The sequence below is a fragment of the Pseudobdellovibrionaceae bacterium genome (genome assembly GCA_020635075.1).
GTDB lineage: Bacteria > Bdellovibrionota > Bdellovibrionia > Bdellovibrionales > UBA1609 > JADZEO01.
On sequence record JACKAM010000003.1, the window covers coordinates 107533 to 120467 of the forward strand.

Sequence of the window (12935 nt, forward strand, 5' to 3'; positions counted from 1 at the left end):
CAAATTCGCCCCTTGCGCTGTGAACGCCGGATCTCCAGCAATGTTGGCTTCTTGCCCACAAACACGCGTTATGACCCAACTATTATTATAGACGATTAGGGCGGTAACAGGCGGACAAAGGTGGAATTTCCAGAAATGAGACATTAATTGTTTCTGAACTGTTGGAAAAACTGTTCCACCCTGAGACAAATCGGCTTGCTACCGAGGCCTCGTGATTTTAGAATTGAACCAAATGGAGACTAAATCGGCTGTCAGCCCGGTCCTTAAGGACACTCTCGTTTGCGCAAGTTGTGGCGGTGATTTGTCCTATGAGGGGCAAATTAGCTGTCCGTCTTGTCACACCACCTACGAGTCGATCAATGGCGTCCCGTGGGTCTTTATTCACGGAGACTCGGTAAAGACCCAATGGCGCAGTCGGTGCAGGGCTTTTATCAGCCTGCTCAATCGGCAACACGATTCCCTTCAGGGTTACCTGCGGCAAGCTAAGTTGCTAAAAACAAGCAAAGAACGATTGGAGATCCTCAGCGAGGCATGCACCAAAAATGCAGAACAGCTCCGTCACCTTCTCCTGCCTCTCCTAGACGATGAATGCGGTGAATGGCAAGACCTTCCCAGTGCCGTGATCCAAAACAAGGTCCCTAGCAAGCAAGGTCCGAGGACTTATTTGGATTTGATCTTTCGTGACTGGGCTTGGGACAATCAGGAGAACTCCCAGGCATTTTCCATGATCAAAGAAGCCCTGCCCCCTGGATGCAATCTCAAGCACTTGTTCGTTCTTGGCTGTGGGGCCGGTCGGCTTTCCTGGGACTTGAGCAATGAATTACCAAACACTCAGGTCGTCGCTGTCGATATCAACCCTTTATTGGTCCTGGCGGGACAAAAGGTGATCGCCGGTGGCCAGCTTGACCTCTATGAGATCCCCGTCTCCCCAACCTCTGCAAAGAACTCTGCAACAATGAGAAAGCTGAGAGCTAAAGCTCAGACAAAGGGGCAACTGCAGTTTTTGTATGCCGATGCACTGAACTTTCCGGTTAAAAAGAACTCCATCGAAGCCATACTTACACCCTGGCTCATTGACGTGATTCCCCAAGATTTGCGTCAGTTTGCACTGCGCATGAACCGATCACTCAAAAACGGTGGTAGCTGGATCAACTTTGGCCCACTGGGCTTTTCTTATGGTTCTGAACTCAACCATTACTCGCCTGAAGAAGTACAAGAAATCCTGAAGGACTCGGGGTTCGAAGTGAAATCCTGGGAACAAGAGCAGATACCCTACCTACAGAGTCCAGGAAGCGGCCACTGGCGAACGGAGACCGTTTGGACCTTCCGTGCAGAAAAGGTGAAGAATTCCAAAGAACCCTCGCGCTACCACTACCTTCCTGATTGGCTTGAAGATCTGGACAAGCCCATCCCACAAGAGGATTTTCTCGCCGCAGTCTCGGCCCAAAGTCGCTTCCAATTTGAGGTTCTCACAGCCGTCGATGGCCAGCGCAGCCTCAATGAAATTGCCACCATGATGACCACCCACTACGGCCTCGAACTGGAAATGGCCAAAGACGCCCTCCTCACTTTCCTCATCCGCTCCTTCGAGGAGAAATAGGTTGGAAACCACTCCTCCCAAACCTGTGACAAATCGCCTACTGGGGGCGAAGCCCTTGCCGAAAGGGATCATTTGCAGTGTATTTGGCGGATGACCTCCGGAGGATCAGTGTGCTTAAAACCACGACCGTCTTCGATCAAGGGCTTTGCCCTCTTTTCGGTCGTCAACTTAATTTTGTGGGCACAAAACTCTGCCCGCCTTTGTTCAGAACCAAGGGTCCTATGCCGAGCCATCCCCGTAAATCCGAATCCTCCGCCGTCGCGCATGGGTGGGAGGCTGAGTGACCGAAGGGAATAGGCTCAGCCGAACGAAGTGCGGCAGCGATGCTGACGCACTCCGAAGACACGCCCGCGGCCGAAAGGCGCGTGAGGATTTGCGGAGGATGGTCGGCGAGGAACCGAAGGGTCTGAACAAAGGATTTTGTGGACACCATTAGGATAACAAAAAACCCGTTAGGATGTCCTAACGGGCCTTGCAATACGAATGTTTCTTGGGGAAACACAGAGAGCCAAAATAATCCTAGTTATTCTGGGCTCCCGTCATAATCCAATCTTGAACGGACCGACGCTTTTCCGTCTCCAATAGCCCGGTAAAGGGCATGGGCGGCAGGCCGGGAATTTCACTGTTCATGCGCACAAAAGCCTTACTGTTGATGTTGTAAGGAATCAAAATATTGTTATCGATCATCAGCTGCCAGTTAGTGATGTCGTAACCACCCTCGTTGTCGACGGAGTTATGACAGCCAAGACAGTTCACGTAGAGGATCCCTTGAGGTCGCATCAATTGAGTGTAAGTGAGTGCAGCACCTAAGTACGGATCGTCGTCATCCTGAATCACCAAGGTGTGCCGAGACTGAGAGCCAATCGTGGCATTAATGGTGCCTCCGGCGTCCAGATCCAAGACAAGAGTCTCGCTATTTCCCTCATCTCTCTGGTCATTGGCAATTTGGATCTGAAAGGTCTTAGATGTCTGACCGGGATCAAATACCACTGACAAGTTACCCATTTTATAGTCCCAATCAAAGTGGTTGATACTGATCTGGGTCTGAGCCTCATTGGTAAAGTTATCAATACAACAAACTGGAGTTGCCGTGGTCTGCTGATTAACCCTTAGAGTGACAGTCACATAACGGGTACTGGGTTCAGAAAGGGTGACCGTTACATTCGCCGTACCAGACTCAGGAGTCGTACTTGATATTGAAGAAAAGGACACAGTTGGACCCGTGGCTGGAGGCGGAATGGGCTCTGCCGGCTGTTCCAACTCCAGGAAGGAGACCGCAAGAACATCCGAGTATCCGGCCGTAGCTGCCACCACATTGGCTCCAGAAGAGAGCAAGGTGTTGACTCCGGCACGTACTCCCACATCAACCAGGTTGAATGTAGAGTTGCCTTTCAATTCCTGTCCATTCATTAAGAAGCGAACACTCTTGACATGAATGTCGGTTGAGCCATTGCGAATCCGAGGTTGGGAAATCACATAGGCTTTATTGCCTTCAATATCCATCACTGAAACCCGAGCCTCAAAGATAGCACCAGGCAGATTTGGCAAATTCACCTCAGGATCATCGATCAGGTCATTTTGTAGATTCCATGTAAGAGTCACGGCCTGACCGGAATTGAAGTTGGCGTTAATACCTTGACTGCGCGTGCGAATGCGTGGTCCCTCGGCTTCAATCTCAACAAAATCCCCGCCCTCGCAAATAGTTTGGGCTTCTTCGAGACCCTTCACCCATACCTCGCGAAGGTTGTCGATAGTGTCAGTATGGTGACTACCAGTATAGGGAGTCTGGTGACTGGGGTTTACGGCATACTCTGAAATCTTGGAAAATCCAGTGACCTCAAATGATCTCCAGGCCACTGTGAGATTAGAGTCAGAAAATGTTCCCTTTCCCAGTCCACCAGGCACATGGCAGGTCGCACAGTGCTGCTTCAGGAATGGGTGATAAGTCCGCGCAAAAAGCTCAGACATATCTCCACAGCCGTTTTTTCCCAATAGGCTGTATGTCCCATCTCCGTCGTGATTTGAGGAACAGCTGTTATAGAACATCGGGAGAGTCCCGAGTACTATCACTAAAATGGCCATACCCCTTTTTGTCATAACGTCCACCTTTGAATCACTATCTCAATAAAAGTGTCATCCCCACATTCGCACCATCAAGCCGACCCATTAGGCCGGCTTGAAGATTTTTACTGCTTCACTCAACTGGTCGTTGCTAAGAATTCGCGAATCGAACAAGTCCGTACGACCACTCAATGACAGATAGTTGGCAAACACCGATGCCGCTGCTACCTGAACACTACCTCCGACGAAGTGCTGAGCATCAGCTGCCTGACCGGCAACAAAGTGGCCGAGCTGGAAGTCATTGGTCACAGGTCTTCCGGCCGGATGATAAGCAAACAGCATGGCACTTCCTCCCCCTCCACGGTCACTGGAGAATTGGGAACTGGATGCATCAGAAATGACTGATCCTACTGCTCCGTCCGAACACACATAGACCATCCCAGGTGTGCCCATGACAGCGAAGGACTCCAGAATACGCCCAACGATTTGTCCGGCGTTAAGATCTCTTTGATCAGTCGTGGCCCGTGCATTTCCGTGGTAGTCATAGCCGCCCACTTCAAGATTCACAGATCCACAGTTGCGCTTCAGAGCGTTGTACACCATGGAGGCGAATACGAAGTCCTGGCTTCCCTGGTTGGTGTTGGCGTTAATTCCCCACACCGCCGAGAAATTGGCATCGCCCAGAGGACTGGTTCCAGGATCTGCGGCCGACATCAATTCCTTATTGGAATTCGTCGCACAACGAATCAGATTTCCCAGAGTCGGTCCTCCAGTCAAACTGGCGATCCGACGGGCCTGACTGGTGCTTAAATCCTCGACCATTTTAAACAATCGGCTCTTTTGATTGGTATTAAGTGCATTCAAGCTACCAGCCACGCCAAGGGCACCAACGATATCGTCATAGCGACCGACCACAAGAGGAGTGGGAGGCTGAACAAATGCATACTGGTGCTTAGTACCAGTTTCCGTTTGCCGGGTCCCCAGATTCTTTAACAAGCCACCCTCAAGTCCGGCCTTTGCCGCCATTCCAGTGATGTCAAATTTGTTGTTGCTTGAATCATCCTGAGAGACCACGCAGATTCCCAAGAAAGCCGTTCCGTTTCTGGTTGAAGTCGTGGAATTAGCGCGAATTCCAGCTAAAATCTGGCTGGATGCAATAAAAGGCGCTCCGCCAAACTCCGTGCGGTCCACGACCATCTGACCTGTGGCCCCCATGCCCAAGCGATTATAGGACGGCAATAGCTGTCTGCCAGCATCATGAGGAATCCAGTTTCCGGAAAGACCAGCTCCACCTGAGAGGCTCAATGTCACCAGAGGAACTAAGTCTGTGTTTCCACCCTTGGAACAAACAAGTTCCTGGGCTTCTGCCACTCCCGCATTGGCCATCACATTATATATCGATGGCAAAGTCATCGCCGCACTAAAGGATTTAATCCCCGACGCCAAGAGTTCACGACGTGAAATAGGTTTCCCATGTTGTTCCAGGTAGTTCCTGACCACATCGTTACGAACTCTCAATTCCGGATTTTTTTCTTCAAGTTCTTTAATCTTTAATAGTTCTTTTTTAGTCATTTTACACCTCCGACTCTGTTATCCCGTACGCTTAAAACTCGATGGCACTGAGGCTGGCCATCATGCCAGTGCACAGTCCCAACATCGCGTTGCGGGTTTGAGCCGGTGAATCAGCACCGCCGGCTGAAGCAATATCGTTATAAGCATTTACAATAATATCCGTCTCGCTCAACTCGCCACTAGGTCCGGGAAGAGGATCGTCCTCCCTTTGCCAGCAGGAACGGGCCAGGCGGGTCACCACCAGACGAACAGTGGATGGCGAAACCGACGAAGGACCACGTGTAAAGTCCACTCCGTCAAAGATGATTCGCTCCATGTCCGGCTTTGGCGTTTCCACCGCTAGCAGGTCGTTACAAATCTCGCCGGCAATGGCCACAATACCCATCATCATGGGTCCCGATACAGTTGTGGCATAGCCGTACTCAGAAATGGTACCCAGACGATCTGACCACTCCTGAACGGTGGCCACACTGGGAGTTCCAATCCCCGAGCAAGAAGTCATATTGTCCAGCACCTGCTTGGCGTAGACAGTTGAAACAGTTCTTTCACCCGGTATGATCTCAAAATCCTGATTATCCCCACCGAGCAGTCCCCCTGATGAACCATTCGATGAGCTTTTGCTGTTAAAGTCGCTACAGCCATGGCCAATAAATGCGGTTACCGCACTTAAAACCGCTATAACTGAAAGCAATTTAACCTTTTTTACGACTGTCGCTTTCATTGTCATACCCCTCTCTTTCGCCCCTTCTTATTGCCCTAAGCATTCTTTACTTACGGCGATGCGCTTAAATAACTCTCGTAGGCTGAAATTAGCCGTCTCGAAGTCATTCGCTGCGTTTTTCAACATATCCTCTTCATAGATCACCGGTTCGCGTTTGCATACGGACCGGAAGATCCGGCGAGCCATGCAGAGAGGAAAAGCCTTAGATTCTGATAACATTTGACCAAGTTCAGAAGCTCCAGCCCCAGACATTTTACTTCCCCATCCGAAGTAAACTTTATTGGAGCCGTTATTGATATAGTTCACCCACTTATCATCGGTTGACACCTTTCCACCAGGAAAGGTGTCTTCGTTACGATTCATTTTGGCGGAAATCCCAGAGGGGTTCTCGTCCATGGAATTAATGTCGTCACCGTCACCATCTGGCATGATCGGACCATACTTGATCACACCGTTAGAGAAATCATAGCGAGCAAAGGCATTGCGGATCGAATCCATCACACTGTGACAGGCCGCACACTTAGTGGCATATTGAGCATGATCACCACCTGGAAATCGGTCCACATCTCGACCGACCCAGTTGTCCGACATTTTGCCGTCCGCCCATCCATCAATATCGTTACAGAGGAAGATCTTAAAAGAGTACTGAATGATGCGTCGGTTAGTACCTGCTGTGGCGTGAGCCTCAAGAAAGGCCCGACTTGTCAGGATGCCTGCAGGATCAGGGTTATCCACCACCCCGCCGGCGCCATTGTAGATCTTCTGTCCATCAACCTTGCGCAGCGCCACTTTAAGATCAAAGTTTCCATCCTCAAGGGCATTGTAGTGATTGTTGGAAGTCACCATGTCGTTGAGCACATCGCGAACCACGGCCGCTTTGGTGGGATCTCCCTGATAAGTAAAGTTTCCTGTCATCAGTTGCTTTGCATTGAGATCATCGCGGGTAACCCCAATGATCGTGGCCACAAAGTCACTTAGCGGTGCGTTCACCGTCTCGTCTCGGGTGGACATACGTCCGGCAAAGTCACGCACAGTGATGTTGTAAAAATCCGACTGCTGAGTGGCCAGATCTGCAGCGCCCAGCCAGTCATTTGCGTCAATTCTTTGGCCCATTTCCCTAACCGTTGGGTTGTCGATTGAAGTCGAAACGCCTACTAAGCGCTTGTAAAGCAGCATCGCTTTCTTGCGACCCTCTGTGATGGGATCACCAGGAATTGGCTTGTAAGCCGGATAGACTTTGTTTCCAGGAGCCGCATCGCCGTTGATGTCTTTAGGCGAAAGAGCGCGACAGTAAACGGCCATCAAATGGATCTTGCCCATCCACGCACGCTCTTCAGTCGTGAACTGAGTTTCATCAGGATCCTGACGAGCAGCTGGATGTTGGTAAGAGATTTCATTACCGATGCCCAAAATCATACTATCCGACCAGTTGGCGAATGTTCCGCGAGATTCGTTTTCCAAAAATGTGTTGCGCAAGATGCTGGTTCCGTATTCGTCGCTCACATAGAGGCGAATGACCCCATCCCGACTGCGGGTGAGGTAGATATGCTGAAGCTTCTTAAACTGAGAAACACCAGCTTCTGTCAGTACGTCTGCACCATCGCGGCTATTTGATGTCCGCACCAAGGCACGAAATTTGTTGTTGTCATCATAGTCCTGACCAAGGAAAAAGTTGCGGTTGGTCGAGGACAACTGATCTGCCTGATCGGACTGTTTATTGGATAAGGTTACAATTCGCACAGGCTTGGGCCGTGCAGGTCTATTGTGATTGTTCTCCAACCACAACTCCAAAGTCATTTCATTAGAAGCCTTACACTGGCTTATAATCTTAGTTGCTGGACCACCAGAGTGAATCAGGGTGGGACTTTCAATATCAAGGGCACCACCGGAACGGATGACCGCACCGGGATTGTCAATTGTCAGATTCAATGGAGTACCGTTACCGGAAGTATCCAGTACTGGCCCCGTGGTCTCGTTGAACTCATAGAGAGCCACGATGCCGTTTCTTTGGCCCGGAGTTTCTTCCTGACCGTTAAGTGTGAGACCTGTCGCTGGCCCTGTTGCCAAAAGGGCCAAAATGCTGGCAGCTAGCCGCCCCACTGCACATTTTGGACTCAGATCCTTGTGTCTCATTGTCTTGCCCCTCGTCTCCAGCGCTTTAAGCGCTCAATTCATCAACGTATCTACTTGTCCCCGCATTCCTGCGACGACTCCCTTACTTCAATGTCAGAATGTAACTTGCCCCTACATTCTGAGCATTGACTCCACCATCATCCAATCGACTACCACAAATGGCGCGCCCACCAGAGATGGCCACTGATTCTGCAAAGCGATCTTCAACCGCTCGGTCACGAGCCATCATCTTAAAAAACTGATTCCAATTGGTGCCACTTCTCTTGAAGTGATAAGCTGCACCGGTTTTGGTGTCGTCCCAGGGGGAACCGACGATCAAGTTGTCACCAGCCAGAGCCACGGAGGCTCCAAAGCGGTCACCATTAGCTCCGTCGCTGGCGAAAACCCGCCGGGCCTCAGACCAACCGCTGCTGTTTTCCAGGATGTAGGCTGAGCCCGCACTGTTTTGTCCATTACGACCAGCGGCGAATGGAGCACCAACGGCCACGCGGGTTCCATCTGTTGCTACCCAGGCACCGAACATATCGCCGTTCTTTTTGTTAGAGCTCTCAATGGCTGATCCCGCTACCCAGTTGGAACCGGATTTGGTCAATATATAGACACGGCCAGGACCGTTGCTGCGGAAGGTTTCATTATGAGGTGCTCCTACGGCAATAAAGGTACCACCGTAAGCTACGCTAGCACCGAACTCATTGCGCCCGGTATTGCCGTTGACCACCACTTTGGCCCCATCTTGTACCCAGTTGGAGCCGCTTAGTTGGTAGACATAAACAGCACCAGCATAGGCCAACTTAGAGCCAGTAGTTTCAAAGTTGTTGTCCCAAGGCGCACCTACGACCAGCGTGCTACCACTCAGCGAAACCGAGTAGCCAAACAGGTCACCCACATCTTGAACATTTGCCTCAGAAGGAGTGATCCTTGCGGTTTGGCTCCAAGTTGATCCAGATCTTTCAAAGATAAAGACCGCCCCCACGCCAGCAGTCGGATGATAAGGACTTCCGACGGCAATGCGGTTACCACTGATGGACACACTCTTCATATTGTCTTGAGCAACGGCCTCGGTCGGGATGAGTTTTTGCTGAAGGGACCAGCTGCTGCCATTATAGAAGTAAACACTGGCGGCACCAGCGTTGGAGCCACCTTCATTGTCCCCGGTTTCAATCACCACGGCGTAGTTGCCATCGATGGCCACCTGGCTGCCAAATTGGTCATTTTGCTCTTTTGCAGCAGCTGATACTTTAGACTCAGCAAGGCACTCGTTAGTCACATTGATAGTAAAGGTTCTAGCCGCAGACTCACTTCCACACTCGTCCCGGGCACGGATGGTGACCGTCACTGGTCCACTTGTAGGACACTCAGTATCGCCCTGCTGGAAGGTCATATTGACATTATTATTATTGAAGTCAGTTCCGTTGTTACCATCACAGTTCATGTCGACGATATTGGCCGGACTGGTTGAACAGCGAAGAGAGTAGGTTTGGTTGGTGTCGTAGGGGCCACCGGCGTTGGAGCCCTGAACCGCCACGTTAGCGATATTGCCGGCAGTACCTGACAAGGGCCCCATTCCCATTGGAAACCCGAAGTTGTTAAATGTGCTCGTCACAATGTTAGGTGCTTGATTTTGATAACAGCGTGTTCCCCATGTATAGGTCGCACCACTTGAAGCATCGGGAACTGTGTTGCCATTCAAAGCACATACGCGAAAGGAATATTGACGTCCGCGCGTGAGGCCCGTAACGGATGCCGTGGTTGAGGCAACCGTCATGGCTCCGCCGCCACTACAATTGGCTGGAGCGCTGGCTCCCTCTTGCCAAACTACGCGATAGGCCGTGGTGGAACCTCCACCAGAGACCCATGTTAATGTGATGTTGTTGTTGCCATTTGCAGGCGATGCCAAATTTGTAGGATTCGGAGCTGGTGGACTGTTGGTCACCGGAGGGGGCGTTGTTCCCCCACCACCGCCAGGAGGAGGTGGTGTGGTACCGCCGCCACCTGGAGGGGGTGTTGTGCCACCACCACCGACGCCACCGGTTCCGCCAACGCCACCGACACTACCATTCAAGTCACCATTAGATGAAGCAGAGTTACTATCACCGACAGGACCGCAGTTCTGGAAAAACGCCAGCATAAAGGCGGTAGAGCCAATAATCGCTGACCGCTTCCAGTTGGCAGGACGCTTGCGCATTCTTGCCAGCTTGATTTTTAAACGCTTTGCCCACTTCTTCTTCACCACGACTGCCCCCCGATGGTGTTCTTCCCCGGCAAATGCCTACCATCTCAATCGCATCAGATTCTGTTTTCGGATTACCTAACGTTTTAATTTGATACGCCGTCTACCCTAGCCAAAGGGCTGTATATATAGATCGGACGCAACGCAGAAACATTAAGCCGAATCCGTACCCCATGGTAGGTTAGTGCAGCCCAGGTGCCACCCGGCATGGTGATAAATTGATTTTCAGCGATCAGGTTTTATTCCCTGTCTAATTTATCGCCAGATATCAAAGTTATTTCGAATCATAGTGAAACAAGCCAAACCCTTGTTAACCGAAATGCTCTTTTGCAAACTAAGGGGTACAAAGTTCGAGAATTTGTAGTCACCCTCGTCACTTCAAAATACTTGGACAGACATCCAGTCGTGACGTCCCAGAATGGCGCACTCAAATTCAATTAAACTCACTAACGCGCACGCGAAGCGGTGATTGCCTGGAAACTATTTAAGGACTAGTCACGACCATGTCGCACAACGGATTTAACAAAAAGTCTATTGGTCATGGATGTCGCGATCTATCTCTAAATCTTCTGGCTGACAATGAATTCTCAGCTTGATCCCCAAAACGGTTACACAACGTTTTGCGGCACAAGGCTTGCTCTAATGAATAGCGAAACACAAAGGCCAGGGTTGGCTTTTGACAGTGAGGAAAGAGTTCTCTGAACGTGAACTCCACGGCGCCAGCCAATGGGGGCTGGAACCGTACCCCAACTCTTTCTTAGAATTGCCTAAGGAAGGACTTGTCTTCACGGACAGGAATTGTGAGAGGAGGCAAAGAGTACACGGTTAAACCGGCTTACATACACGCACACTTCAAGGTCAATGTCTGAACAAAACGCCCCATGGATTTGGGACGTGGACGCAAAGGGGCTGAAGGGACCGGGCACGGAGGTACGGAAACAGCCCTTTGTTATTTTTTTCTAATTGTTGATCCATAAAATCCTTTTTCGAGATGCTGGTCCGTCGTCGACCATTCTCCGCAAATCCTCACGCGCCTTTCGGCCGCAGGCGCAGGAGGCTGAGTGACCGAAGGGAATAGGCTCAGCCGAACGGAGCGCGTCAGCTAGCTGCCGCCCTTCGGATACGCCCATGCGCGACGGCAGAGGATTCGGATTTCCGGGAATGCTCTCCCAACGGACCATCATCTCAAAAAAGGCCGACAGAGTTTTATGAATCCGTAATAAGGTGAGAAGGAGCGAGGAGGGATTCTTCGGTTAGGGATATCGTTTGAAGTAGTCGCGGAGGGCGGGAACCACTTTCGGCGCCAGCCAAATGGTGGCAATCATATTGGGGATAGCCATAAAAGCGTAACCAATGTCCAGAAGATTGACCACGTCATTCATTTCACTCACCGCCCCCATCACCAAACAAGAGCAAAACACAATACTAAATGCCCGCTTGCCCATTCCCCAGCGACCACGAAATAAAAAGTCCCAACACTTTTGATTGTAGTTCGCCATACCAATCATGGTGGTCACGGAGAACAACAACACAGCCAATCCCAAAAAGTGAGTGCCAAAACCAGGCAATAAGGATTCAAATGCTTGAGTCGTGAGGACAATCCCTGAAGCATCTCCCCAACCGCCCTCGGGCATTGAAATCAACAGCACCAAGGCCGTCATTGTGCAAACAACAATGGTGTCAAAGAAGGGACCAAGCATGGCCACAAGGCCTTCGCTGACCGGCTCATTGGTTTTGACATTTCCATGAGCCATAGGAGCGGTTCCAACTCCAGCTTCATTGGAAAATGCGGCCCGTTTGACCCCAATCTTGAGTACGTGAATAATCCCCGCCCCCATCACCCCACCGGCCACCGCCTGCCCACTAAAGGCTTCATAAAAAATCGAGCCCAACAGTGGCAAAATCTTTGGGCTATTGGACAGGAGGACGTACATGGAAATCACCACGTAAAAGAAGCACATAAAGGGAACGAGAGAGGCGGAAACCATGGCCAGTCGGCGAACCCCGCCACTAATGACCACATAGACAAAGGCGGCACTTGCTATGCCCACGACTAAAGTGCTCACTTCGTATTGGTCCTTCATATAAGCCGATAGCTGATTGACCTGAAACAAGGCTTGGGTTCCGATCAATCCGCAGACGGCGAAAAAGATGGCTAGAAACCCCACCTTCTTGGGCAGAGCCTTTTCAATGACATACATGGGCCCACCTTGGACTTCTCCTGCGTAGTCCTTGCCCCGATACATCACAGAAAGTGTGCACTCAAAAAACTTGGTGTTCATACCGATCAGAGCCGCCACCCACATCCAAAAAACGGCGCCGGGTCCACCCTGGCTAATGGCCACCGCCACTCCGGCGATATTTCCCAAACCAATTGTCGCAGCCAGTGCATTCATCAAGGCTTGAAAGTGAGAAATTTGACCCTCAGCTCTCTTTTCGCCTTCATGGTGAAACTGCCCACCCACCAAGGCAAATGCGCGCTTCATTCCTGTTAACGGTAAAAATCGCGAATAGGCGAGAAGAACAAATCCTCCTCCCATCAAAAGAACCACCAGAGGAAGGCCCCAGGCATAATCCACAAGTACAGAGAGAAATTCAGAGATCATCGGTCTTTCCAA

Annotated in this window: 7 protein-coding genes; 1 reads left to right on the forward strand and 6 read right to left on the reverse strand. The window is 50.8% G+C overall.

The window, feature by feature from the left end:
* The first annotated feature begins 232 nt into the window (after nucleotides 1–232).
* Entirely contained in the window at nucleotides 233–1600 is a 1368-nt protein-coding gene (locus tag H6624_14965) for a class I SAM-dependent methyltransferase (protein MCB9085645.1), read from the forward strand.
* A gap of 519 nt (nucleotides 1601–2119) precedes the next feature.
* Here the strand turns inward: H6624_14965 and H6624_14970 are convergent.
* The 6 genes from H6624_14970 to H6624_14995 form a co-directional block, all read right to left on the reverse strand.
* Nucleotides 2120–3697: a hypothetical protein gene (locus H6624_14970; GenBank protein ID MCB9085646.1), complete on the reverse strand. Its 1578-nt coding sequence runs from the start codon at nucleotides 3695–3697 to the stop codon at nucleotides 2120–2122.
* 69 nt (nucleotides 3698–3766) lie between these two features.
* Nucleotides 3767–5233, reverse strand: coding sequence for a hypothetical protein (locus H6624_14975; GenBank protein MCB9085647.1), 1467 nt, complete (start codon nucleotides 5231–5233; stop codon nucleotides 3767–3769).
* Between the two features lie 31 nt (nucleotides 5234–5264).
* Complete coding sequence (locus H6624_14980) at nucleotides 5265–5954, reverse strand: hypothetical protein (protein ID MCB9085648.1); 690 nt, start codon at nucleotides 5952–5954, stop codon at nucleotides 5265–5267.
* Nucleotides 5955–5981: 27 nt separating this feature from the next.
* A complete protein-coding gene (locus tag H6624_14985; GenBank protein ID MCB9085649.1) occupies nucleotides 5982–8087 on the reverse strand; it encodes a hypothetical protein in 2106 nt (701 codons plus the stop codon).
* An 82-nt stretch (nucleotides 8088–8169) separates the two neighbouring features.
* Nucleotides 8170–10317: a fibronectin type III domain-containing protein gene (locus tag H6624_14990; protein ID MCB9085650.1), complete on the reverse strand. Its 2148-nt coding sequence runs from the start codon at nucleotides 10315–10317 to the stop codon at nucleotides 8170–8172.
* A 1253-nt stretch (nucleotides 10318–11570) separates the two neighbouring features.
* On the reverse strand, nucleotides 11571–12923 hold the full coding sequence (locus H6624_14995; protein MCB9085651.1) for an alanine:cation symporter family protein: 1353 nt from the start codon (nucleotides 12921–12923) through the stop codon (nucleotides 11571–11573).
* Nucleotides 12924–12935: the final 12 nt, after the last annotated feature.